At 68.5% G+C, this 23,215-nt stretch carries 21 protein-coding genes and 1 pseudogene; 4 read left to right on the forward strand and 18 right to left on the reverse strand.

Annotated features, from left to right (window positions below; translation table 11 throughout):
* Positions 1 to 42: 42 nt before the first annotated feature.
* From U4Y91_RS05155 to U4Y91_RS05165, 3 genes are read right to left on the reverse strand one after another with little or no spacing between them, the layout of a single operon-like run.
* On the reverse strand, positions 43 to 744 hold the full coding sequence (locus U4Y91_RS05155) for an aspartate/glutamate racemase family protein (RefSeq protein WP_321803820.1): 702 nt from the start codon (positions 742 to 744) through the stop codon (positions 43 to 45).
* An 11-nt stretch (positions 745 to 755) separates the two neighbouring features.
* The gene (locus U4Y91_RS05160) at positions 756 to 2,060 is read right to left on the reverse strand and encodes a dicarboxylate/amino acid:cation symporter (RefSeq protein WP_321804386.1); all 1,305 of its coding nucleotides are present in this window, start codon (positions 2,058 to 2,060) and stop codon (positions 756 to 758) included.
* Between the two features lies 1 nt (position 2,061).
* Entirely contained in the window at positions 2,062 to 3,027 is a 966-nt protein-coding gene (locus U4Y91_RS05165; protein WP_321803822.1) for an ABC transporter substrate-binding protein, read from the reverse strand.
* Between the two features lie 321 nt (positions 3,028 to 3,348).
* Between U4Y91_RS05165 and ahpC the strand changes: the two genes are divergently transcribed.
* On the forward strand, positions 3,349 to 3,912 hold the full coding sequence (gene ahpC, locus U4Y91_RS05170) for an alkyl hydroperoxide reductase subunit C (protein ID WP_006750178.1): 564 nt from the start codon (positions 3,349 to 3,351) through the stop codon (positions 3,910 to 3,912).
* Between the two features lie 125 nt (positions 3,913 to 4,037).
* The gene (ahpF, locus tag U4Y91_RS05175) at positions 4,038 to 5,636 is read left to right on the forward strand and encodes an alkyl hydroperoxide reductase subunit F (protein WP_321803824.1); all 1,599 of its coding nucleotides are present in this window, start codon (positions 4,038 to 4,040) and stop codon (positions 5,634 to 5,636) included.
* A gap of 114 nt (positions 5,637 to 5,750) precedes the next feature.
* Here the strand turns inward: ahpF and U4Y91_RS05180 are convergent, their stop codons facing one another.
* The 9 genes and pseudogenes from U4Y91_RS05180 to U4Y91_RS05220 form a co-directional block, all read right to left on the reverse strand.
* Positions 5,751 to 6,581, reverse strand: a complete 831-nt coding sequence (locus U4Y91_RS05180; protein WP_321803826.1) for an extensin — start codon at positions 6,579 to 6,581, stop codon at positions 5,751 to 5,753.
* 129 nt (positions 6,582 to 6,710) lie between these two features.
* Positions 6,711 to 7,016, reverse strand: a pseudogene (locus U4Y91_RS05185) (hypothetical protein); the annotation flags it as partial.
* Positions 7,017 to 7,105: 89 nt separating this feature from the next.
* Positions 7,106 to 7,660: a carboxymuconolactone decarboxylase family protein gene (locus U4Y91_RS05190; protein WP_321803828.1), complete on the reverse strand. Its 555-nt coding sequence runs from the start codon at positions 7,658 to 7,660 to the stop codon at positions 7,106 to 7,108.
* 25 nt (positions 7,661 to 7,685) lie between these two features.
* The gene (locus tag U4Y91_RS05195; protein WP_321803830.1) at positions 7,686 to 9,020 is read right to left on the reverse strand and encodes an aspartate aminotransferase family protein; all 1,335 of its coding nucleotides are present in this window, start codon (positions 9,018 to 9,020) and stop codon (positions 7,686 to 7,688) included.
* 14 nt (positions 9,021 to 9,034) lie between these two features.
* A complete protein-coding gene (locus tag U4Y91_RS05200) occupies positions 9,035 to 10,084 on the reverse strand; it encodes a C45 family peptidase (protein WP_321803832.1) in 1,050 nt (349 codons plus the stop codon).
* Positions 10,085 to 10,104: 20 nt separating this feature from the next.
* Complete coding sequence (glnQ, locus tag U4Y91_RS05205; protein ID WP_321803834.1) at positions 10,105 to 10,833, reverse strand: glutamine ABC transporter ATP-binding protein GlnQ; 729 nt, start codon at positions 10,831 to 10,833, stop codon at positions 10,105 to 10,107.
* Positions 10,830 to 11,486 (reverse strand): glutamine ABC transporter permease GlnP, encoded by a 657-nt coding sequence (glnP, locus tag U4Y91_RS05210; protein ID WP_059524928.1) that lies wholly within the window; start codon positions 11,484 to 11,486, stop codon positions 10,830 to 10,832. Before glnP ends, glnQ begins: the two co-directional genes overlap by 4 nt.
* Positions 11,487 to 11,552: 66 nt before the next feature.
* The gene (gene glnH / locus U4Y91_RS05215) at positions 11,553 to 12,305 is read right to left on the reverse strand and encodes a glutamine ABC transporter substrate-binding protein GlnH (RefSeq protein WP_321803838.1); all 753 of its coding nucleotides are present in this window, start codon (positions 12,303 to 12,305) and stop codon (positions 11,553 to 11,555) included.
* A 356-nt stretch (positions 12,306 to 12,661) separates the two neighbouring features.
* On the reverse strand, positions 12,662 to 16,204 hold the full coding sequence (locus tag U4Y91_RS05220) for an ABC transporter ATP-binding protein (RefSeq protein ID WP_321803840.1): 3,543 nt from the start codon (positions 16,202 to 16,204) through the stop codon (positions 12,662 to 12,664).
* A 120-nt stretch (positions 16,205 to 16,324) separates the two neighbouring features.
* Between U4Y91_RS05220 and U4Y91_RS05225 the strand changes: the two genes are divergently transcribed.
* A complete protein-coding gene (locus tag U4Y91_RS05225) occupies positions 16,325 to 17,278 on the forward strand; it encodes a LysR family transcriptional regulator (RefSeq protein WP_321803842.1) in 954 nt (317 codons plus the stop codon).
* A gap of 48 nt (positions 17,279 to 17,326) precedes the next feature.
* Here the strand turns inward: U4Y91_RS05225 and U4Y91_RS05230 are convergent, their stop codons facing one another.
* Entirely contained in the window at positions 17,327 to 17,698 is a 372-nt protein-coding gene (locus U4Y91_RS05230) for an MAPEG family protein (RefSeq protein WP_321803844.1), read from the reverse strand.
* 305 nt (positions 17,699 to 18,003) lie between these two features.
* Here U4Y91_RS05230 and alr point away from each other — a divergent pair, with 305 nt between their 5' ends.
* Entirely contained in the window at positions 18,004 to 19,125 is a 1,122-nt protein-coding gene (gene alr / locus U4Y91_RS05235) for an alanine racemase (RefSeq protein ID WP_321803846.1), read from the forward strand.
* Between the two features lie 208 nt (positions 19,126 to 19,333).
* Here the strand turns inward: alr and U4Y91_RS05240 are convergent, their stop codons facing one another.
* From U4Y91_RS05240 to U4Y91_RS05260, 5 genes are all read right to left on the reverse strand, one after another.
* Complete coding sequence (locus tag U4Y91_RS05240) at positions 19,334 to 20,128, reverse strand: enoyl-CoA hydratase (protein ID WP_321803847.1); 795 nt, start codon at positions 20,126 to 20,128, stop codon at positions 19,334 to 19,336.
* Between the two features lie 381 nt (positions 20,129 to 20,509).
* Positions 20,510 to 20,875, reverse strand: a complete 366-nt coding sequence (locus U4Y91_RS05245) for a response regulator (RefSeq protein WP_175914803.1) — start codon at positions 20,873 to 20,875, stop codon at positions 20,510 to 20,512.
* A gap of 36 nt (positions 20,876 to 20,911) precedes the next feature.
* Positions 20,912 to 21,871: a chemotaxis protein CheX gene (locus U4Y91_RS05250; protein ID WP_321803849.1), complete on the reverse strand. Its 960-nt coding sequence runs from the start codon at positions 21,869 to 21,871 to the stop codon at positions 20,912 to 20,914.
* 22 nt (positions 21,872 to 21,893) lie between these two features.
* A complete protein-coding gene (locus tag U4Y91_RS05255) occupies positions 21,894 to 22,478 on the reverse strand; it encodes a hypothetical protein (RefSeq protein ID WP_321803851.1) in 585 nt (194 codons plus the stop codon).
* Complete coding sequence (locus tag U4Y91_RS05260) at positions 22,475 to 23,215, reverse strand: methyl-accepting chemotaxis protein (RefSeq protein WP_321803852.1); 741 nt, start codon at positions 23,213 to 23,215, stop codon at positions 22,475 to 22,477. The genes U4Y91_RS05255 and U4Y91_RS05260 overlap by 4 nt, the downstream gene beginning before the upstream one ends.

Raw genomic sequence — 23,215 nt, forward strand, 5'->3', positions numbered from 1 at the left:
TCATGCGTGGCGGACATCCGCGCGTCCCGCCGTCGCCGCGCGTCACACCGCCCGCCCCCATCCGCGCTCGGCCGCATAGGCAACCGTCGCGCGCGCCAGCTCGTGCGTGCTGTCGACCAATGCAAACGGCGCATCGCGCACCGCACGCGCGGCGATCGGGATTTCCGTGCAGCCCATCACCGCGACGCCCACGTCCCGTCGCGCCAGCGTCGCGAGCGCGCGCGACAGGCACCGCACCGACGCATCGATCTTCCCCGCCTTGACCGCCGCGATGCACGCGGCGATGTCGCGCTGCGCGGCCACGTCCGGCATCACGGGCTCGAAGCCGCGCGCACGCAGCGCCGTCTGGTAGAAACCCGACACCAGCGTGCCGCCCGTGGCGAGCACGGCGACGCGCCGCACGCCGGCCGGCAACGCGGCCACCGACGCATCGACGATATGCAGGATCGGCGCCGCGCTGCATTCGCGCAGCGGCGCATACCAGTGATGCGCCGAATTGCACGGAATCGCGATCACGTCGACACCGCAGCGGTTCAGCAGCGCGACGCCCTCGAGCAGCGCCGGCAGCGGATCGGGCCCGCCGTCGATGATCGCGCGCGAACGATCGGGCGTCTGCGTCAGGTTCGCGACGACCATCGGCAGGTGCTCCTGGTCGCAACGCGCACGCGTCAGGCGCATCACGCGATGCATGAAGTCGACCGTGGCCAGCGGCCCCATTCCGCCCAGTACGCCGACGAGTGCCATGACGTCTCCTTTCACGCGCGCGGCGGCCGCGCGCAGATCGCGGATACGACGGCCGAGTTGCCGATCACCAGCAACAGCGTCCGCAATATCTCGCAGAACGGATCGACCGCCACGAACAGCACGAACGCGGCCTCGAACGGCAGGTGCAGCGCCGCGCACACCATGCCGGTGAGCGACACCGTCACGACGCCCGACGTGCCCGTCGACGCGAACCCGGCCAGCACCGACGCGACCAGCACGACGCACAGCTCGCCGGGGCCGAGCGACCGTTCGTAGAGTTGCGCGACGAACAGCGTCGCACTCGCGTAATAGACCATCGGCCCGACGCGCAGCAGCGACACGGCGAGCGGCACGACCAGCTCGACGCGCGCGCGGGCAAAGCCGAAGCCGTCGGCCAGGCACTCGATCATGCTCGGCATGCAGGCCACGCTGCTGCGCGTGGCGAGCGCCATCGCGAACGGCGTGCGCAAGCCGGCAAGCGTCCCGGCCAGCGTCGCGCCCGAGCGCTTCCAGATCACGACGATCGCCGCCGCGATCAGCACGAGCGCGACGACGGCGAACGCGGCGACGAAGCGGACCATCGCCTCGAGCGGCCCGAACCCCGACGTGCCGATCTGCGCGGCGCCGCCGCAGAACAGCACGATCGGCGTCGGATACGCGAGCCAGTGCATGATCTTCTGGCACGTGCAATAGACGGTCTCCAGCGTCTGGCTCAGCGCCGCCGAGATGCTTGCCGGCACGCGCCCCGACGCGAACCCGAAGAACAGCGAGAACACCAGCGCCTTCAGCGTGTCGCCGCTCGCGAGCGCCGCGAAGAAGTTGCCGGGCACCAGCGCGATCAGCATGTCGGCGAGGCCCGACGACTTCTCCGCGGGATCGCTGCCGTACAGCGTCATCACGGTATCGCTCGCCGCGCCGTCGCTTCCGACCAGCGCACCGAACGCCTTCAGCGTCGCGGTCGACAGGTGCTCGCCAGGCCGCATCGCGACCAGCACGACCGCGCCGACCGCCACGACGAACACCGACACGCAGCCGAAGACCGTGATCACGCGCAGCACGAGATCCGACGCGTTGCCGTCGCGCAGCAGCCGCTGCAGGCTGAAGATCACGGCGGCCGTCATGAACGGCAGCGCCGTCATCTTGAGCAGGCCGACGTACACCTGGCCCACGTAGTCGAACTTCGGCGCGGCGTCCGGCCACAGCACGCCCGCCACGATTCCGAGCGCGAGGCTGCCGAAGACCGTCAACGGATGGATCGCGAGCGCATGCAGCCGCTCGATGCGTGGTGTGATCCTGATGTTCTCGTTCATGTTCATGTCAGTGACCCATCGCATCGAGCAGGGACTTCACGTCGAGCCGCTTGTTGCGCTCGGCCAGGAACTGGTTGACGAACGCAAGCAGCGTCGGCATGGACACCGGCACGCCGACGGCAAGCGCGTCGGTGAGGTCGTCGAAGGTCGCGACGCGCAGCCGAATCGGCGCGGTCGGGTCGTCATGCATCACGCGCTTGATCGCGAGCTCATCGCGATACACGGCAGTGACCGCGCCAGCGTTCAGCGCGTCGAGCGTCGCCGGCCAGCTCGGAAAGGTGCGCACCCGCGCGGCCGGGAAATCGTTGCGCACGTATTCGGCGTAGGCCGACCCCGCGACGACGCCGATCGTGCCGCGATAGTCGCGCACGACTTCGGGCAGCGGCCGCCCTTTCGCGAGTTCGGCGAAGCCGACGCGGTTGATCAGCAGCGCGCGCCGCAGGCTGATGTACGGCGTGCTGAAGCGCACCACCTGCGCCCGCGGCAACGTGCGCGACAGCTTGCTGATCGCGACGTCGGCCTGCCCGGTCGCGAGCAGATGAACGACGTCGTCGAACGTGCGCGCATCGCGGTCGAACTGCACGGGCACGCCGAGCTTTTTGGCGAGTTCGTCGGCAAGGTCGATGTCGACGCCGGCCAATGCGCCGTTGCGCGACATGAAGAACGGCGGCTGATCGACGCCGAGCACCGCGACGACGAGCGCGCCGCGCGTGACGATGCGGGCGAACTCCGGCGCGAGCAGCTGGCCGTCGGGCATCTGCACGAGCCCGGTCGCCGTGGTGGCCGGCACCGTCACCGCTGCGGGCGCCGCTGGCGCGGACGCATCGAGGGCCAGCGCCGGCGCGGCGCACGACACGGTCACGAGTACGCAGGCCGCGCCGCGCAAGGGCCGATGCAGGCATCGCCGCTCGGGGACGAACTCGCGGAACCAGGCAAGCAGCGCGCGCGCGGCGCGTCCGGAAAAGAGGTTCATGGCGGCAGTGGGACGGGGAGTATCGAACGACCGCGCGGCCGTTCGTGCCGAACGGGCGCCGGACCCTTGCGCGGGGCGCGGCACCGTCGCCCGGCGCCGCGCCCTCCCGCACGCCCAATGTGTCAGAAGCGCCGGCGGGCCGAAATCCGCCGGAAGACCCGGCCCGGATGGCACGGGCCGCCCGGACGGGCCGCCGCGACGGGGGCCGGATGCAGATAGAAATTCCCGATGCCGCGGATTGAAACAAGCAATTTCACAAACCAAGGGTGAACCCGGATACTGGCAACACTTCATCAACACCCAAGCAAAGGAACTCGCAAGATGCCGATCATCAACACCCAAATCAAACCGTTCAAGGCAACCGCATACCACAACGGCGATTTCGTGCCCGTGACCGAAGAGAACTTCAAGGGCAAGTGGTCCGTCGTCGTGTTCTACCCGGCCGACTTCACGTTCGTCTGCCCGACCGAGCTGGGCGACCTCGCCGACCGCTACGCGGAATTCCAGAAGCTGGGTGTCGAAATCTACGGCGTGTCGACCGATACGCACTTCACGCACAAGGCATGGCACGACACGTCGGACACGATCGGCAAGATCAAGTACCCGATGATCGGCGACCCGACGCTCACGCTGTCGCGCAACTTCGACGTGCTGATCGAGGAAGAAGGGATGGCGCTGCGCGGCACGTTCGTGATCAACCCGGAAGGCGAGATCAAGCTGTGCGAAATCCACGACAACGGCATCGGCCGCGACGCAGGCGAACTGCTGCGCAAGGTGCAGGCTGCGCAATACATCGCGGCGCACCCGGGTGAAGTGTGCCCGGCCAAGTGGACGCCGGGTGCAGAAACGCTGACCCCGTCGCTCGACCTGATCGGCAAGATCTAAGGGTCGCCCGGCGCGCCTCGCTCGAGGCGCCCAACAAGCACCCAGCCGGGCCGCCTTGCGCGGCCCGCACCCTCCTCCGGCACGACGTGCCCGAGCAGCCAAATCAATACGGAATCCGAAACGCCATGCTCGACGCCAATCTCAAGAACCAACTGAAAGCGTACCTCGAAAAGATCACGCGCCCGATCGAACTCGTCGCGTCGCTCGACGACAGCGCGAAATCGCAGGAACTGCTTGCGCTGCTGAACGAGATTGCGTCGCTGACGTCGCGCGTGACCGTGACCGAACGCCGCGACGACGCCGAGCGCAAGCCGTCGTTCTCGATCGGCGAACCCGGCAAGCCGGCCGGCATCCGCTTCGCCGGCATTCCGATGGGCCATGAATTCACGTCGCTCGTGCTCGCGCTGCTGCAGACGGGCGGCCATCCGGTCAAGCTCGACGACGACGTGATCGAACAGATCCGCGCGCTCGACGGCGACTATGCGTTCGAGACGTATTTCTCGCTGTCGTGCCAGAACTGCCCGGAGGTCGTGCAGGCGCTGAACGTGATGTCGCTGATCAACCCGCGCATCCGCCACGTCGCGATCGACGGCGCGCTGTTCCAGAACGAAGTCGAAGCACGCCAGATCATGGCCGTGCCCACGATGTTCCTGAACGGTGAATCGTTCGGCCAGGGCCGCAGCAGCGTGAAGGAAATCCTCGCGAAGCTCGACACGGGTGCCAGCGCGCGCGCCGCGAAGTCGCTCGAGAACAAGCCGGTGTTCGACACGCTGATCGTCGGCGGCGGCCCGGCCGGTGCGGCCGCGGCAATCTACTCGGCGCGCAAGGGCATCGCGACGGGCGTCGTCGCCGAGCGTTTCGGCGGCCAGGTGCTCGACACGATGGCGATCGAGAACTTCGTGTCGGTGCAGGAAACCGAAGGGCCGAAGTTCGCCGCGGCGCTCGAGCAGCACGTGAAACAGTACGACGTCGACATCATGGACGTGCAGCGCGCCGACGCGCTGATTCCGGGCGACGTGCATCAAATCCGCCTCGCGAACGGCGCGGTGCTGAAGGCGAAGACGATCGTCCTCGCGACCGGCGCGCGCTGGCGCGAAATCAACGTGCCGGGCGAGCGCGAATACCGCAACCGCGGAGTCGCGTACTGCCCGCACTGCGACGGCCCGCTGTTCAAGGGCAAGCGCGTCGCGGTGGTCGGCGGCGGCAACTCGGGCGTCGAGGCCGCAATCGACCTGGCCGGCATCGTGAAAGCCGTCACGCTGATCGAATTCGGTGCGCAACTGCGCGCGGACGAAGTGCTGCAGCGCAAGCTGCGCAGCCTGCCGAACGTGACGATCGTCACGCAGGCGCAGACGACCGAGCTGACCGGCGACGGCAGCAAGCTGAACGCGCTCGTCTACAAGGATCTGCGTTCGGGCGAAACGAAGCGCGTCGATCTCGAAGGCGTGTTCGTGCAGATCGGCCTCGTGCCGAACACCGAATGGCTGAAGGGCACGGTCGAACTGTCGAAGCACGGCGAGATCGTCGTCGATGCGCGCGGTGCGACGTCGGTGCCGGGCGTGTTCGCCGCCGGCGACGTGACGACGGTGCCGTTCAAGCAGATCGTGATCGCGGTGGGCGAAGGCGCGAAGGCATCGCTCGGCGCGTTCGATCACCTGATCCGGCAGGACGCGACGCCGGCTACGGCCGACGCGCCGCAGGCCGAAGAAGCGATCGCCGCGTAACGCGCGACGCACCGCACCGGTTCGTCTCTCTTGGCCCCGCATGCCCTGGTCGGCGTGCGGGGCCCTTTTTCATCCGGTGCGGAGCAGCACGGCGCGAGCGCTGCGGCGCCCTTCTCACTGGGTTGCCCCGGGCCCGGCGTTCGCCGGTGCAGGCGCCTTGATACTGCTCGACTGCCTGACCAGCTGGTCGGTCATCGCGGCAGCGACCGCATTCCCCCCCGCCGACGTGTGCTGCCGATCGCCGCTCGGCGTCGCCACGTATTGCGGCGCCGGCAACGACGGATCCAGCTTCGCCGATTCACGCACGAGCGCAGCGGTTTCAGGGGTTTCGGATTTCATGACGGGCGATGCTGCCGCGTGCCGCTCGAGTCCGTCGCGCTTGCGCGCCGCATGCTGCGGAGGCTGATACGCCTGCTGACTCGGCCGGGTTGCCTGCGCGGCCTGGGCCGGCGGCGCCGATTGCGTCGATTGCACCGGCTGGGCCGGTTGCGCTGCTTGTAACGGCGCTGGTACCGGTTGCGCGAGCTTGGCCTTCGGCGGGGTCGCATCGTCCGGCTCGACCGTCACGACGTGGACGGTCGGTGGCGGCGCACTCAGTTTCACCGGTGGCGCCGGTGCGGCGATGACCGGCGCGACGGCGGCGGATGCCGGTGCCGCATGCGTACGCGCAGCGGCCGCGGCGGGCGGCGCTACGGCCGCTGGTTGCGGCACGGCCTCGTCCACATGCGCGGACGGGACGGCAACGGGCGCTGGCGGCGCGATCGTGCCTTGTGCGGTGTGGCCGTCGTTCGCCGCTGTCACGGCGGCGGCAGGTGCTGCGGAATCGCCGATCCCGGCTTCCGCGATCGCGCGGTGGTCCGCACGCAGGAGCATCACGTAGCCGGTGCCTGCCGCGGCAACCAGCAGACCACCGGCGATCATCAATGTCTTACGGGTACGAGTCATGCTTGCTCACCGATCCAAATCGACGTGAACAAGCCATGATACGCGTGCGTTCGCGCATGATCCCGCACGAATACAATTGGTTGCATTGACGTCGACCCCAAGCGCGCCGAGGCCCGACGGTGCCGCGCCCTATCGTCTGACGGTTCGGCACCGTCCGCCTTTCGCCTTCAGATGCAGAAGATCTGCGACCGCGATCCCGCCGAACAGCGCCCACTCGACGACGTAGTACACGGTGCGATTCCACGCCTTCAGCCGCTTGCCGGCGCGGCGAATCGCATACAGGTACTTGAATGCATGATTGAGCCCACCCATGCGGTCGCCCGTTTCGTTCGGCGACGCGGCCGCGCGCATCAGCAGGTGCCCGAACGCATCGTTGATGCGCTGCGCCCAACGATATTTCATCGGGCGGTCGATGTCGATGCCGATCGAATCATGCCGGCACGCCGAAAAGCCCGTGACGACGGGCTTTTCGACGCAACCGGATTGCGCGCGCGGCATGCTGCCGACCCGCGCACATGCGGCGATTATTCCGGAAACGGTAACTCGGTTTGTCCGTCGGCGCGCATCCCGAACGTGTTGAGCGTCATCGCCACGAGCGCGTAATAGCCGAGCAGCGCGACGAGGTTCACCACGGTCTCGTGGCCGAATCGCGCCTGTGCGCGCGCGAACGTCGCATCGCTCACGCGCCGCGTGTCGTACAGCTCGGTCGCGAACGCATGGATCAGCGCATCGTCGTCCGATTCGAATGCCGGCTCGACGCCACGGCGGATCGCTTCGGCCGTCGCGGCCGGCACGCCGGCATCGAGCGCGATCGGATGGTGGATGTGCCACTCGGCCTGCGAGCGCCAGCGCGCGGCCGTCACGAGAATCGCGAGTTCCGACAGGCGCAGCGACAGGCCCGTGCGATAGCGGCAGAACGCGCCGAGCCGCTGCGCGTGCTGCGCAAGCTCGGGGCTCGCGATCCAGCCGAGGAACGGCCCGTTCAGGTTGCCGCGCGGGCCGCTGAGAATGTCCGCGAGCACGGCCTTCTGCTCGTCGGTGGCCGAGGCGGGATCGAAGGGAGGCAGTCTGTCTGTCATGGCGAGGGTTCGGTGAAGTCGTGATTCACGCGCCGGCCGACGCGAGCGCCGCGTCGATCGCGCCGGACAGCCGCTCGACGATCGTGTCGATCTGCTGCGCGGTGCAGACGAACGGCGGCGCGACCAGGATGTGATCGCCGTGCACGCCGTCGATCGTGCCGCCCATCGGATACACCATCAGGCCGCGCTGCATCGCCTCGCGCTTGACCGCCGCATGCAGCTTCAGCGCGGGATCGAACGTCGCCTTGCTGTCGCGATCGCGCACGAGTTCGACGCCGACGAACAGCCCGCGGCCGCGCACGTCGCCGATATGCGGATGCGCACCGTACTGCTCGCGCAGCGACGCCCGCAGTTGCTCGCCGCGCGCCTTCACGTTGTCGAGCAGCTTCTCTTCGGCGATCACGCGCTGCACTTCGAGCGCGGCCGCACAGGCGGTTGCGTGGCCGAGATACGTGTGGCCGTGCTGGAAGAAGCCCGAGCCGTCGACGATCGTCCGGTAGATGCGATCGCTCACCAGCGTCGCGCCGATCGGCTGGTAACCCGCGCCGAGCCCTTTCGCGATCGTCAGCAGGTCGGGCGCGACTCCGTCTTCGTCGCATGCGAACAGGTAACCGGTACGCCCCATCCCCGACATGATTTCGTCGAGAATCAGCAGCACGCCGTACTTGTCGCACACCGCGCGGATCTTCTTCAGGTAGGTACGCACCGGCGGCACCGCGCCGGCCGTCGCGCCGACCACCGTCTCCGCGACGAACGCCGCGACGTTTTCCGCACCGAGTTCGACGATCTTCTGCTCCAGTTCGTCAGCCAGGCGCTGCGCATACGCTTCGTCGGTTTCTCCCGCCTGCTGGTCGCGATACGCATAGCACGGGCTCACGTGGTGCGCTTCGATCAGCAGCGGCAGGAACGGCTCGCGCCGCCATGCGTTGCCGCCGATCGCGAGTGCGCCGAGCGTGTTGCCGTGATAGCTCTGGCGGCGTGCGATGAAATGGCGGCGTTGCGGCTCGCCCTTCTCGACGAAATACTGGCGCGCGAGCTTCAATGCGGCTTCGACCGCCTCCGATCCGCCCGACACGAAATACACGTGTTCGAGGCCGGCCGGCGCGGCCTCGACGAGCCGATCGGCCAGCTCCTCGGCCACCTCGGTCGTGAAGAACGACGTATGCGCATACGGCAGTTGCTGCGCCTGCCGCTTGATCGCATCGATCACGCGCTGGTTGCTGTGCCCGAGGCACGACACGGCCGCGCCGCCGCATGCGTCGATATAGCGTTTGCCGGTCGAATCGATGATCTCGATGCCGTCGCCTGCGACGGCGACGGGCAAGGTGGCGCGCGGAGCGCGATGGAAAACGGTCGTCATGCGTTGCCTCATGGTCAGGGCGCGCTGGGTGCGTGCGCGGACGGCACGATGCGCGTCGCGAAGCGCTGCGTGCCGTGTTGATGAACGGTGAAGTCGATCGCGGTGTCGCGAATCGCGAACACGGCGGTCGCCAGCGTGTTTTCGTCGTCGGGGTCGGCCGGATCGTCGCGATAGATCGGCAGCCCTTCCGGTGCGCGATCGCCGAGCACGCGCAGCAGCGCGGCTTCGTCGATCGCATCGATTTCCGGCGTCAGCGCATCGACGCGCCGCTGGCGATCGCCGGACGATTGCGTGACGATCTGCGCTTCCGCGTCGCAGCCCGGATGCACGAGATGATTCGCGTGGCCGGTGAGTTGCGACACTTCGCTGTCCGAACAGCGCGCGACGCTCGCCTCGATGCTCAGCAACCGCGTATCGCCGGTCGCGCCGAGCGTGTGGTGAAAGCCGCTCGCGCGCGCATGGGTGCGCAGCACGTCGGCGGCTGCGTCGAGCGACGTCGCATCGAGCACCGCACGCGCGAGGATCATCCGCGGCACGCCGGCCGCGGGCGTGCGGATCCGCAGGTTGTTGATCGCCTGCGCGATGCCCGCGCGGTTCGCGGCGAACGTATGGCCGGGCAGCGAGCCCGGGTAATAGAAGCTGATGAAGCCCGGCTTGCCCTGCGGCTGCACGTCGACCAGCAGGCAACGCTCGCGCAGGTACGGATCGCCGTCCTCGTTGTGCGCGATCCAGCGCGTGCCGTGCGCGTCGCGCCCGGCGAGCGTCGTGCAGCCGTCCGGCGCGTTATGGATCAGTTCGCCGCGGCAGTTCCACAGGAAGATGTCCTCCGCCGGCCAGCCGACGCCCGCCGCGATCCCGTCCAGTTCCGCGACGAGGTCGGGGTACGCGGCCAGCGCGGCCTGCCGCAGCGCGGCGACGAACGGATGGCCGCGCCAGCGGCGCACGGCCTGCCATGCGCTGCTCTGCTGCATGTACGCATCGAACACAGGGCGGGCAAGCTCGCCGAGACGCACGCCGATGTCGAACGGCGTGCCGGCGATGACGGGAGTAAGGGAAAGCGGCATGTCGGGCAATTCGGTTTCGTTCAGGACACGTGTTTCAGGAATTCCTTCAGGCGCGGCGTCGGCGGCCGGTCGATCAGGTCGACCGGATGGCCGTCCTCGGCGATGCCGCCCTGATCCATGAACAGGAGCCGCGTGCCGACCCGCTTCGCGAAGCCGATCTCGTGCGTGACGACGATCATCGTCATCCCTTCCGTTGCGAGATCCTGCATCACTTTCAGCACTTCGTGGCGCAATTCCGGATCGAGCGCGGAGGTCGGCTCGTCGAACAGCATCAGCCGCGGCCGGATCGCGAGCGCACGCGCGATCGCGACACGCTGCTGCTGGCCACCCGACAGCTCCGACGGGTAATGATTCGCGCGCGATTCGAGGCCCACCTTGTCGAGCAGCGCCATCGCCTGGTCGCGCGCGTCGGCGCGGGACGCGCCGCGCACCTGCATCGGCCCGAACATCACGTTCTCGAGCGCGGTCATCTGCGGAAACAGGTTGAACTGCTGGAACACCATGCCGGCCTCGAGCCGGATGTTGCGAATCGTCGACGCGTTGCCGCGCACGCTCTGGCCGTCGACCAGCAGCTCCCCGCCGGTGATTTTCTCGAGCGCGTTGATACAGCGCAACATCGTCGACTTGCCCGAGCCCGACGGACCGATCACGACCACGACTTCGCCCGCGTCGATCTTCAGGTCGATATGCTTCAGCACCGGCACATGGCCGAAGCTCTTCGACACGTTCTGGAATTCGATCATGCTCATAAGATGCGCATCCTCTTTTCGACGAGCCGAAGCGTCAGCGTCATCGCGCCGGTCAGCATCAGGTAGATGACGGCCACCGCGGTCCAGATTTCAACGGCCTGGAAATTGCCGGCAATGATTTCCTGCCCCTTGCGCGTCAGTTCGCCGACGCCGATCACGATGAACAGCGACGTGTCCTTGAGGCTCACGATGCACTGGTTGCCGAGCGGCGGAATCAGCCGGCGGAACGCGAGCGGCCCGACCACCTTCAGCAGCACGCGCGGCATCGACAGGCCCATCGCGAGCCCCGCTTCCGTCAGCCCCTTCGGGATCGACAGCAGCGCGCCGCGCACCACTTCCGCGAGATACGCGCCGGAATTCACCGTGATCGCGATGATCGCGGCCGTCAGGCCGTCGATGCGGATATGCGCGAGCAGCGGCAGCGCGAAGTACAGGAACATCACCTGCACGACGATCGGCGTGCCGCGGATCAGTTCAATATAAACCTGTGCGAGCACGTTCATCGCCTTCGGTCCGTATGCGCGGAACATGCCCGCGATCATCCCGACGACGAACCCGCCCACCAGCCCGAAAAATGCGATGAACACCGTCAACCGGACCCCGTCCATCAGGTCCGGTAACGCCGCCCAGATCGCCGACCAATCGAAATTCACGTGTCGCTCCCCGTTCGATTCAAGACCGGCGCGGCCACCCGGCCGCGCCCTGTTGCGCCGTCACGCTCACATCTTCGGCGGCTCGGCGCCGAACCACTTCTTGTAGATCTGCGCGTAGCGGCCATCGGACTTGATCTTCACGAGCGACGCGTTGACCTTCGGCACGAGCGGGCTGCCCTTCGGGAAGCCGATCCCGTACTTGTCGCCGCTCACCGGCTGGCCCGCGACCTTCACCTTGCCCTTGCCTTCGTTGTTCACGAAGAACAGCACGTTCGGCGTGTCGTGCATCGCCGCGTCGACGCGGCCGGCCTCGAGCGCGAGGTACGCCTGGTCGATGTTCGGGAACTGGCGGATCTCCTTCGGCTTCAGGTGCGCCTTGATCCAGTCGATCGTCGCGGTGCCCGTCTTCGCGGCGATCACCTTGCCGTTCAGGTCGTCGATCGACTTGATCGACGTGTTGTCGGCCTGCACCATCGCCGCGAGCCCGCTGTCGTAGTACGGCGCGGAGAAGTCGATCGCCTTCTTCCGCTCTTCCTTGATGGTCATCCCCGACAGCGCGACGTCGATGTTCTGCGTCTGCAGCGCCGGGATCAGGCCCGCGAAATCCATCGGCTGGATCGTGTACTTCCAGCCCTGGTCCTTCGCGATCTCCGCCCACAGGTCGAGATCGAAGCCGACGTACTTGTCGCCCTGCTTGAACTCGAACGGCATGAACGACGTATCGGTCCCGACGACGAGCGTCTTGGTGTCCGCGTGCGCGATGCTGGCGCCGAGCGCGGCAGCGACCGCGACGGCTTTCAGGAAGGAACGGCGACTCATGGCATTTCTCCGCATGGTTGAGCGATGTAACCGGCCGGGTGGCCGGGGAACGACGACATCAAGCCGCACCGCAACATGCGATGTTGAATTAGACATTAGTGCAACAAGTGTTGTCAACACGGATACTACGACAACAAAAAAACGCGCAACAGGTAATTGCATCGAGACAAACCCGCGCCGGACGGGCGGGATTGGTCAGAGGAAAAGGCAGGGGAAATGAGGGCGGGAGCGCGCGGCGGGGCCTGGACTCGGGGATGGGGCGGGCGAGCGGCGTTCGCCGGCAACCGCCGCCGCTCAACGAACGGAATGAACCGCGAGCGGCCACGCCGCCCGGCATGACTTCAACGCGACGTCCCTTACGCCGCCACCCCGCTCGCCTGATGCGAAACCAGCCGCGCATACGCACCCTGCCGCGCGATCAGCGCCGCATGCGTTCCCGCCTCGATGATCCTGCCGTGCTCGAGCACGAGGATCGTGTCCGCGTTGCGGACGGTCGACAGCCGGTGCGCGATGATGATCGACGTCCGCTGTGCCATCAGGTCCTCCAGCGCCGCGCGGATCTGCTGCTCGCTGATCGTGTCGAGGTGCGACGTCGCTTCGTCGAGGATCAGCACCGGCGCATCCTTCAGGAACGCACGCGCGATCGCGACGCGCTGGCGCTGTCCGCCGGACAGCTGCACGCCGCGCTCGCCGACCCGCGTCGCGAGCCCGTCGGGCAGCCGCGCGACGAATGCGCCCAGCGCCGCGTGGTCGATCGCGCGCTGGACGTCCTCGTCCGATGCATCGTGCGCTGCGAGCCGGATGTTCGCTTCGAGCGTGTCGTTGAACAGATAGGTATCCTGCGCGACCAGTGCGATGTGCCGGCGCAGATCGTCGAGCCGCAGATCGCGCAGGTCGACGCCGCCGAGCGTCACGCGTCCGTGCTGCGGATCCCAGAAGCGCAGCAACAGGCTCGCGACGGTCGACTTGCCGGCGCCCGATGCGCCCACCAGCGCGACCGTGCTGCCGGGCGGCACCTCGAAACTCACGCGATCGATCGCCGGCACGCCGCGGCCCGGGTACGTGAAGCCCGCTTCCTCGAACCGCACGGTCGCGCTGCCGGACAGCGCATGCGCGCCGTCGACGACCGTCACCGGCTCCTTCTCGAGCGCGCGCAAGCGCCGCGTCGATGCAATCGTGTCGGCCAGCTGCCGCGCGACCTGGCCGATCTCCGCCACCGGCATGAACGCGGCCACCGCGACCAGCACCAGCAGCGGCAATGCTTCATGCGCGAACCAGCCGCGCGCGCACAGCAGCGCACCGAGCGCCGCGACGGCCAGCCCGCCGAGCCCGCTCGCGACTTCGAGCGCGGCGCTCTGCGCCGACAGATCGTCGAGCAGCTTCGCGCGCTGCTGCCGGTACGCGTCGACTTCCGCGACGAACGCGCCACGCCGGCGCGCGAGCGCCTGGAACGCGGTCAGTTCCGCGAGCCCCTGGATCGTTTCGGTCAGGTGCGCGCCGAGCAGGCCGAGCGCCTCGCGTGCGCCGGTGCCGAGCCGGTCGACGTCGCGCCGCGCCAGCACGGGCGCCAGCCCGGCCCACAGCAGGAACGGCAGCAACACCAGCGCGAGCGGCCATGCGACCGACGCGAGCAGCACCAGCACGCCGGCCGGCACCAGCACCGCGACGAACGCCGGCGCGAGCGTATGCGCATAGAAGTATTCGACGGTCTCGACGTCCTGCGTCGCGAGCGCTACCAGGTCGCCGGAGCGGCGCCGCAGCAAACCGGCCGGCGCGAGCCGTTCGAGCGTCGCGAACAGCGCGATGCGCATCTCGGCGAGCAGCCGGTACGCGATGTCGTGCGCGAGCCACGATTCGAGCCAGTGCAGCACCGCCGCGACCGGCGCGACGACCAGCAGCGCCGCGACGAGCGCGCCGTTCGCGTGTCCGTCCGACACGCCGCCGACCACCCGCGCACCGATCACGCCGACGCCGATGAACGCGAGCACGCGGCCGATCCCGAACAGCACGGTCAGCACGACCTTGCCCTTCCACGGACCGACGAAGCGCAGCAGCGCGCGCAACGTTTCGGGCCAGCCGATCGTCGCCGCGTCGTCGTTCAGCGGCCGGACCTGCGGGCCCGATGCAGCACGCGCGCCCGCGCCGCCGGCAATCGCGGCCGTGCCGACGGCTTCGGCGGCGGCTTCCAGCTGCGGCCCCATCAGCCGGCGATACGGGCCGTCGCGCGCGATCAGTTCCGCGTGCGTGCCCGCATCGACCACCCGCCCCTGATCGAGCACCAGGATGCGATCTGCGCCGATCACGCTGGACAGCCGGTGCGCGAGCACGAGCGTCGTGCGCCCGCGCGTGAGCCGGTCGAGCGCCTGCTGGATCAGCGCTTCGTTCTCCGCATCGACCGACGACAGCGCCTCGTCGAGCAGCAGGATCGGCGCATCGCGCAACAGCGCGCGAGCGATCGCGATCCGCTGGCGCTGGCCGCCCGACAGCATCAGCCCGCGTTCGCCGATGCGCGTCGCATAGCCGTCGGGCAGCGCCGAGATGAAATCGTGCGCGTTGGCGGCTCGCGCGGCCGCGATCATGTCGGCGTCGCTCGCGTCAGGCCGGCCGAGCCGCAGGTTGTCGGCGACGCTGCCGTCGAACAGCGTCGCGTCCTGCGCGACCACCGCGATCATCTCGCGCACCTGATCGGCGTCGAGCGTACGCACGTCGTGCCCGCCGATGCGGATCGTGCCGCCCTGCGCATCGTGCTGGCGCAGCAGCAGGCGCACGATGGTCGACTTGCCCGCGCCGCTCGGGCCGACGATCGCGACCGTCTCGCCTTCGCGCACCGTGAAGCCCAGCGCCGCATGCGCATCCGCGCGACGCCCCGGATACGCGAAGCTGACGCCGTCGAACACGATCTCCGGCCGCAGGTGCGGCACGCGCGGCGCCGCGGCGGCCGGCGTGTCGCTGCCCGCATCGAGCAGCGCGTGAATCGCGTTCGCCGCCGACTGGCCGATCATCCCCTGGTGCAGCACGCCGCGCAGGTCGCGCAGCGGCCGGAAGATTTCGCTGCCGGCCATCAGCACGATCAGCAGCGCCTCGAGGCTCATGTCGCCGTGGCGCACGCGCCATGCGCCGACCGCGATCGCCGCCGCCGCGCCGAGGCCGGTGCCGAGATCGGTGAAAAGCCGCGTCAGCAGCCCGAGCGCGAGCACCCAGAACGTGCTGTCGGACAACGCGCGCGCCTTCGCCGCCAGCTTCGCGCCGAACGCGCCGCTCTGTCCGAACGCCTTCAGCGTCGGCAGGCCCTGCACCGCGTCGAGAAACTCCTCGCCGAACGCCTTGAACGCGGCCGAGCGTGCGAGCGCCGCGCGCCGGTCGGCGCGATGCACGAGTTGCGGCAGCGCGAGCGTGACGAGCGCCGCGACCAGCAGGATCGCAGCCGTTGGCACGTCCCACCATGCGAGCACCGCGAAGATCATCACCGGCGCGCACGCGGCGATCACGAGTTGCGGCAGGTAGACGCCGAAGAAGGTCTGCAGCTGCTCGACGCCGTCGACGACGGCCAGCATCACGCCGCCCGTGCGCTCGCCGCTGAACCATGCGGGGCCGAGCGCCGCGATCCGGTCAAACAGCCGCGCGCGCAGCGCGGACTGCACGCGCCCGGCCGTGTGCTGCGCGAGCACCGTGCGGCGATGGTCGAGCCATGCGCGCAGCAGCACGCAGGCCGCGGTCGCAACGGCGGTTTCGGCGATATCGCGCGCCGGCGCGCCGGCAAAGACGAGCGCCAGCACGCGGCCGAGAAACACGAACCGGAGGATGCCGACACCCATCGCGAGCAGCCCGAGCGCGACCGCGGCGGCAACCCGCCAGCGCAATCCCGCCATCATCGCCCATAGTCGTCGGTCGAAATACATGAAGCCCTCCGGTCGGTTTTTTCGTTGCGGTTCGATTGACCGGACCAAGGCTACCCGCGCCCCCGACGCGCGGCAAAAGATGATTTTTCAACGGGTGTTGAGTCAACTACAATACCCCGCATGTCGCACCTCCCACCCCTCAGCGCGCTGCGTGCCTTCGAGGCGGCCGTCCGCCTCGGCGGGTTCGCGCGCGCGGCGGCCGAGCTGAACGTGTCGACGACCGCGATCAGTCACCAGATCCGCGCGCTCGAGGAATCGCTGGGTGCCCGCCTGCTCGAACGCAGCACGGGGCTCGGCGGCATCGGCCTCACGCAAGCGGGCGCCCGCCTGCTGCCGGCCGTCAGCGATGCGCTGTCGAAGCTGACCGACGCGTGCGCCGAGATTCGCGGCACCACCGCGCAACGGCTGACGGTGTCCGCCAACGCGCCGTTTTCGTCGATGTGGCTCGCACGCCGCCTCGCGGAGTTCTCGTCGCTTCATCCCGACACGCCGCTGCATGCGGTCGTGGTCGACGACGAACCGGATTTCGCGCGCAGCGGCGTCGATCTCGCGATCGTGCACGTGCCCGCGCACCGGCTGCGCGCCGACGACGACATCCTGATGCGGGAAACCGTGTTTCCGGTGTGCAGCCCCGAGCTGTTCCCGTACGCATCCGGGTACGTGTGCCGCTCGCGGCTGCTGCAGGAGATGCATGAGAACAGCCCGGAGATCGACTGGCGCAACTGGGCCGTGCACTTCGGCCTGCCGGACGACTTCGAGACGAAGATCGTCCGTTACAGCAGTTTCAGCCAGGTGATCGGCGCGGCGGTGGGCGGCGCGGGCATTGCGCTCGGCCGTGTGCCGCTGATCGAGCCCGAACTGCGCAGCGGCCGCCTGGTGCCGCTGGTGCCGGGCCTCGAGCGCGATGCGTCATGGCGCTTCGTGCTGCGCCGTAATCCGTCGGCGCGGCACCGGCTGCTCGATCCGTTGATCGCGTTCCTGCGCCGCGAAGCCGATGCACCGCCGCTCCAGCGCGCGAAGATCGTTGCGCCCGCATCCAACGACAGTCACGCGCGCGGCGCGGGCGGTGCGTAGCGAGCCCACGCGCACAGCGGGCGCAGGCATCGCCGGTTCGCTGCCGCGTCACGGCGTCGCGAAGAACAGCGCGACGACGCACGCCATCCCGCCGGACCACACGAGCGAGCGCAGCGACGCCCAGTTCAGCAGGTACATCAGCATGTAGACGACGCGGATCGCGACGAACGCCATCGCCAGTTGGTCGACGTGATGCGCGTTCGCGCCGTTGTGCCATGCGACCACCAGCGCGGCGGTAAACAGCGCGAACGCTTCCCACGCGTTCTGGTGCGCGGCCTGCGCCCGCGCGCGCCAGCCTTCGAGCTTCGCGAGGTACTCGCGCGGCGTGTGGTTGTCGTAGCCCTTGCGGGCCTTGGCCAGGAACGTCATCGGGAACGGCAACAGTGCCACGATGAACAGGCACAGCTGGGACGTCGTCATCAAAGTCTCCTCCTTTATGATTACATTGATCAATGACAGGATCGCGCAGAGCTTAGCATTGCGTCGCGCTGTTCGCGCGCCGGTTTTCTAGACGGGAGACTCGGCATCGAAGGCTGCCGAACGCCGTGGCCGGATGGGTCCCGCACCAAAAATTCCACCAAATCACCGATAAATACGTTAATTAAAACTGGTCGAACACCAATAAGATAGCGCTCAACACTGGCTGGGCGCGTCGCCGCGCCAGCCCGCCGACCCGCGCCGCGTCGCCGCGCGCGCACCGAACGACTTTCGACCCGAGCCCGCCCATGCCCCGTCCCATCGTCGCCCATATCCGTCCCGACGCCGTCCGCCACAACCTCGACTTCATCCGCCGCACCGCCGCGCAATCGCGCGTGTGGGCCGTGATCAAGGCCAACGCATACGGTCACGGGATCGAGCGGATCTATCCGGGCCTCGCTGCCGCCGACGGCATCGCGCTGCTCGATCTCGGCGAAGCCGTGCGCGTGCGGGAACTCGGCTGGGACAAGCCGGTGCTGCTGCTCGAAGGTATCTTCGAGCCGGCCGACGTCGAACTGGCCGACCGCCAACGGCTGACGGTGGCCGTGCACTGCGACGCGCAGCTCGACCTGCTGATCGCCGCGAAGCCTCGGCAGCCGATCGACATCCAGCTGAAGATGAACTCCGGGATGAACCGGCTCGGCTACCGGCCCCACGCATTCCGCGCCGCGTGGGAGCGCGCGGCGGCCGCGCCGTCGATCGGCAAGATCACGCTGATGATGCATTTCGCGAACGCCGACGAAGGCGAAGTCGACTGGCAGCTCGAGCAGTTCGATGCGGCCACCGCCGGGATTCCGGGCGAGCGCTCGACATCGAATTCGGCGGCCGTGCTGTGGCATCCGCGCGCGCATCGCGACTGGGTTCGGCCGGGCACGATCCTGTATGGCGCGTCGCCGACCGGCGCGTCGCGGCATATCGCCGACACGCCGCTGATGGCCGCGATGACGCTGACCAGCAAGATCATCGGCGTGCAGACGCTCGCGCCGGAAGAAACGGTCGGCTACGGCCGCCGCTTCACCGCCGGCCAGCCGATGCGGATCGGCGTCGTCGCGTGCGGCTACGCGGACGGCTATCCGCGCCACGCGCCCACCGGCACGCCGATCGCGGTGGACGGCGTGATGACGCGCATCGTCGGCCGCGTGTCGATGGACATGCTGACCGTCGACCTGACGCCGTGTCCGGACGCGGGCATCGGCTCGAGCGTCGAGCTGTGGGGCGATCAGGTGAAGGTCGACGACGTCGCGGAAGCCAGCGGCACGATCGGCTACGAGCTGATGTGCGCGCTCGCGCGCCGCGTGCCGGTCGTGATCGTGCCGCCCGGCGCGTCGACGGTGCAGCCGGCGCTGCGCACGGGCAGCTACGGGCGATAACCCGGGGCGCGGAGGCGGCGGCACGCTCGCGGGTCGCTGCGCATCCGGACGCCCGGAATCCGCTTGCGGGCCGCGTCGAGCGGCCCGTTTGTTTTTGCGGCCTGTTTTTGCGGTCTGCTTTTGCGGCATGTGCCAACGGCGAAGCACAGGCGGGACGCAGACCCCGCCCCGCGAGCGCAACCGGTCCACCGGTGCCACGCGCTACGAACTACGCACGCCACGTCGGCTTGCGCTTCTCCAGGAACGCATCGATCCCCTCGCCGGCGTCTTCTTCCATCATGTTGCGCGCCATCACGTCGCCCGCGAAAGCGTATGCGTCGTCGAGCGGCAGTTCGCGCTGCCGGTAGAACATCTGCTTGCCGTAGCGCACCGCCGCCGGGCTCTTCGCGACGATCTCCGCAACCTTGCGCGCGACGGCCGCGTCGAGCGCATCCTCGGGCACGGCCTCGTTGACGAGCCCCCACGCGGTGGCCGTCGCCGCATCGATGAAACGCCCGGTGACGAGCATGTCGAACGCGCGCTTCGCCGACACGTTGCGGCTCAACGCAACGGCAGGCGTCGAACAGAACAGCCCGACATTGATGCCCGACACCGCGAAGCGCGCGGTGTCGGCCGCAACGGCGAGGTCGCACGCGGCGACGAGCTGGCAGCCGGCCGCCGTCGCGATGCCCTGCACGCGTGCGATCACCGGCACCGGCAACGCGCGCATCGCGAGCATCACGCGGCTGCATTGCGCGAACAGCGTGCGGTAATAATCGAGTTCAGGCTTGCCGCGCATCTGCCGCAGGTCGTGGCCCGCGCAAAACGCCTTGCCCTGCGCGGCGAGCACGACACAGCGCACGTGCGGATCGGCGGCCAGCGAATCGAACGCGTCCTGCAGGCTCGCCAGCATCGCTTCTGACAGCGCATTGAACCGTTCTGGCCGGTTCAGCCGCAGCGTGACGACGCCGTCGTGGGCCTCGCGCAGCAGGATCGGTTCGGCCATCTCGTGACTGGATTCCATGATGTTCCGCTCGATGGGGTTCGATCGGACGCGAACCGGCGGCACGGGCAACACGCGTCCGGATTCGCGATCGACATGATCACGAATCGTCCTCCAGTTTGCGTGTGACGTCCAGCGAAGCGGACGGACCGCCGGCGAAGCAGACGTTCGCGGGAATCGGGCGGCGCGCCACTCGCGTGCGTGGTCAGGGCCGCGTGCAGGAGCGCACATCGCGAATTTCGCCTGTCGCGCCGTCCTGAATGCGGATCGCACCGCCCTGCGCGTACTCGGCATGCTCGCCTGCGAACGTCCCGTTGCAACCGGCGACGCAGCGGTCGCGCGTCCCGAACCGCAAACTCGAACACTCAACCGGTATCGAACCCGCTCCCGCCGAATATCGGCTCAGCCCGCGAGCTTCTTCAGCGCGTCGAGCACCGCATCGCCCTTGAACGGCTTCACGATCCAGCCCTTCACGCCGGCGGCCTTGCCGCGCTCCTTCATCGCCGGGCTGCTTTCAGTCGTCAGCATCACCACGTTGACCGACGTATTCGCAAGCTCGCCGCGGATCTTCTCGACCATCGTCAGGCCGTCCATGTTCGGCATGTTCACGTCGCTGATCACGAGACGTACGCCGGGTGTCGCCTTGAGCTTCGCGAGCCCGTCCTTGCCGTCCATCGCCGTCGCGACGTCGAGCCCGTGATTGCGCAGGAAACCCGCGACTTCGTCGCGCACCGTGCCCGAATCGTCGACCACCAGAATCTTTGCCATGCCGTCTTCCCCTTTCGTCGTTGCTGACTTCAATATTCAAAACAGTTCGAGTTCGCCCGATTCGACCATCGGCCCCACGTCCTGCACGGATTCGCGGAAATCCTCCGGCGACCAGCTCAGGCTGAACACGAAACGCTGGTCGAGCCGCACCGACCGCCCCGATGCGGGGTCGGTCATCCGGTACTTGAAACAGAGCTGCGGACAGTCGCCGCCGAACGAAATGAACTTCTGCTTGTGATTGACGACGAGCGGCACCTGCACCGGATGGCGCGCAAGGGCCTCCGCGTCGCCGAGATAGCGGTTCTTGAACGCGCCCCACACGAGGTTGGTCAGCTCGCCGAGCACGCTGTTCACGTCGCGGAAATCGGGTGCGCGGCCGTCGTCGCGCGTGCCGCCGATCATGTCGAGCAGCGGCTGCTCGCTCGTCTGCAGCAGCATGTAGCCGCGGCACCATGCGCTTTCCAGCGCGATCAGGCTGAACACCTCGCCGAAGATGATCTGGTCGCGCACGATGCACGGCGTGTCGCGCTCGATCGCGAGGCCCGGGAACAGGCTGTCGAGCCGCGCCTCGGTGATCTCCGCGATGCCGCGCACGAGCGCGTTCGGATAGTCGCGGCCGAACAGGTATTCGTCGATCGCGCGCTTGAGCGGCGTCAGGTCGTCGGCGACGTAGGCCGCGCACGCGACGCGCGCGAGCGCATCGGGCAGCCCGTCGCGCGACGCATCCGACGTGCGACGCAGGATGATCGGCAGCTCCGGTCGCAGCGCATCGATCTGCGTCGCGATGATCGCGCTTTCGTCCGGCGAACCGCCGTAGTCCTCGGCGAGCAGGATCGCGCCGAGATCGATGTTCGAGCGCAGCACCTTCAGCAGCCGGTTGCGCCGCACGGTCAGGCCGACCAGGTTGTGCTCGTCGCAGAAGCGCTTGAGCGTCGCCGCATGCGCGCGGCTGTCGTCGAGCACGAGCACCTTGCTGACGGGTTGGTCTACGGTCATGTCGCGGAGTCCTCGCAATCGGTCAAAACAGTTCGAGCTCGCCGCCCGTGTCCACGCTCGCCGCTTCCGGCACGTGGAAATCGACCGGCGCGTTCGCGCACACGCACAGCGTCGCGCCGATCCGCACGTCGCCGTCGAGCGTCACGTCGTACGCGGCCACGTGGTCGGGATTCAGCGCCGGCAGGTAGTCGATGCTCGCGCCGCTCAGCAGGTAAGGCGTCGACATCCCGAGATCGGGGAACGGAACGGTCAGCGCCTGGTTGATCGCGCCGCAGCACAGGTTCGCGATTTCCATGAACGCTTCGGGCAGCGGCCGCTGCGCGCTCGCGCCGGGTGTCGCCGCAGCGAAATGGCGGCGCGCCGGCTCGTCGTCGCGAAAGCGCAGCGCGAGCAGCAGCCGGAAATGCAGCGCGGATATCGTCAGGACTGCGACATGCTCTGCGAGCTTCGGCATCGCGCGCGACTTCGTGCGGGATGGGTCATGCGATGCGCCGTGTGCGTCGTCGACAGCCGGCCGGATCTCGCACGCGCCGCCGGACGCGAGCCGCGTGCGCGCCGCATCGAAGAAGATCCGCTCGAAACCGGCGCGGGCCTGCGCACTGATCACGCCGCCGCTCCTTCGAGCCGTGCATGCAGCTGCCCGGCCAGCGTCTCGACCGTCGCAAGCGCGGCCGTGATCATCTTGCCGCCGGCCTGGATGTCCTGGAACGTCGCGGCCGTCACGAGATCGTTGCGGTTCAGGCTGTCGCGATAGCTGTTCGACAGTTGCTGCGAGCGCGCGGCAAGCCCTCGCACCTCGCTCGCGACGATCGAGAAGCCGCGTCCCGCGGCGCCCGCGCGCGCGGCCTCGATCGACGCGTTCAGCGATACGATCGACACGTGTGCGACGATCGCCGACAGCTCCTGGTTCTTCGTGCGCATGTCCTGGTTCTGCGTGGTCAGCGAGATCATCTGCTCGTGCCAGCGCTCGAACGTGCCGGCCAGCCCGCGCAGCCGCGCGGCTTCGTCGGCGAGCTTCGTCGCGTGCTGCGACAGCGCGGCGCGCTCGGCCGCGAGCGCCTGCAGCGCGTCGCGCTGCTCGCCGGTGCCGGCTGCCTCGCGCGCCAGCGTGTCCTCGAGCTCCGTTTCGCGGCGCGTCCATGCCTGTGCGGCTTCTGCATGTGCCGCCGCGGCTTCGTCGGCCCGCGCATCGGCCGCGCCGAGCGCGGCGCGCAACGCATCCGCTTCGCGCGTCAGCGCGGCAACGAGCCGCGCGCGCGCGATGCGCGATACGATCGCGGCAACCGCCGCGACCACCAGTCCGCCCGCGAGCGCGGCGCCGATCGGGATCATCCACGCTTGCAC

Origin of the sequence: Burkholderia sp. BCC1993 (genome assembly GCF_905339865.1) — a bacterium.
In the GTDB taxonomy this organism is placed as follows: domain Bacteria; phylum Pseudomonadota; class Gammaproteobacteria; order Burkholderiales; family Burkholderiaceae; genus Burkholderia.

What these genes read in the sequence shown, in the direction of transcription:
- glnH (WP_321803838.1), bottom strand. Translation starts at nt 12,305, where the DNA reads ATGAGTCGCCGTTCCTTCCTGAAAGCCGTCGCGGTCGCTGCCGCGCTC.
- U4Y91_RS05245 (WP_175914803.1), bottom strand. Translation starts at nt 20,875, where the DNA reads ATGGCAAAGATTCTGGTGGTCGACGATTCGGGCACGGTGCGCGACGAA.
- ahpF (WP_321803824.1), top strand. Translation starts at nt 4,038, where the DNA reads ATGCTCGACGCCAATCTCAAGAACCAACTGAAAGCGTACCTCGAAAAG.
- U4Y91_RS05195 (WP_321803830.1), bottom strand. Translation starts at nt 9,020, where the DNA reads ATGACGACCGTTTTCCATCGCGCTCCGCGCGCCACCTTGCCCGTCGCC.
- glnQ (WP_321803834.1), bottom strand. Translation starts at nt 10,833, where the DNA reads ATGAGCATGATCGAATTCCAGAACGTGTCGAAGAGCTTCGGCCATGTG.
- U4Y91_RS05155 (WP_321803820.1), bottom strand. Translation starts at nt 744, where the DNA reads ATGGCACTCGTCGGCGTACTGGGCGGAATGGGGCCGCTGGCCACGGTC.
- U4Y91_RS05190 (WP_321803828.1), bottom strand. Translation starts at nt 7,660, where the DNA reads ATGACAGACAGACTGCCTCCCTTCGATCCCGCCTCGGCCACCGACGAG.
- alr (WP_321803846.1), top strand. Translation starts at nt 18,004, where the DNA reads ATGCCCCGTCCCATCGTCGCCCATATCCGTCCCGACGCCGTCCGCCAC.
- U4Y91_RS05240 (WP_321803847.1), bottom strand. Translation starts at nt 20,128, where the DNA reads ATGGAATCCAGTCACGAGATGGCCGAACCGATCCTGCTGCGCGAGGCC.
- ahpC (WP_006750178.1), top strand. Translation starts at nt 3,349, where the DNA reads ATGCCGATCATCAACACCCAAATCAAACCGTTCAAGGCAACCGCATAC.
- U4Y91_RS05250 (WP_321803849.1), bottom strand. Translation starts at nt 21,871, where the DNA reads ATGACCGTAGACCAACCCGTCAGCAAGGTGCTCGTGCTCGACGACAGC.
- U4Y91_RS05180 (WP_321803826.1), bottom strand. Translation starts at nt 6,581, where the DNA reads ATGACTCGTACCCGTAAGACATTGATGATCGCCGGTGGTCTGCTGGTT.
- U4Y91_RS05220 (WP_321803840.1), bottom strand. Translation starts at nt 16,204, where the DNA reads ATGTATTTCGACCGACGACTATGGGCGATGATGGCGGGATTGCGCTGG.
- U4Y91_RS05225 (WP_321803842.1), top strand. Translation starts at nt 16,325, where the DNA reads ATGTCGCACCTCCCACCCCTCAGCGCGCTGCGTGCCTTCGAGGCGGCC.
- U4Y91_RS05165 (WP_321803822.1), bottom strand. Translation starts at nt 3,027, where the DNA reads ATGAACCTCTTTTCCGGACGCGCCGCGCGCGCGCTGCTTGCCTGGTTC.
- U4Y91_RS05160 (WP_321804386.1), bottom strand. Translation starts at nt 2,060, where the DNA reads ATGAACATGAACGAGAACATCAGGATCACACCACGCATCGAGCGGCTG.
- U4Y91_RS05230 (WP_321803844.1), bottom strand. Translation starts at nt 17,698, where the DNA reads ATGACGACGTCCCAGCTGTGCCTGTTCATCGTGGCACTGTTGCCGTTC.
- U4Y91_RS05200 (WP_321803832.1), bottom strand. Translation starts at nt 10,084, where the DNA reads ATGCCGCTTTCCCTTACTCCCGTCATCGCCGGCACGCCGTTCGACATC.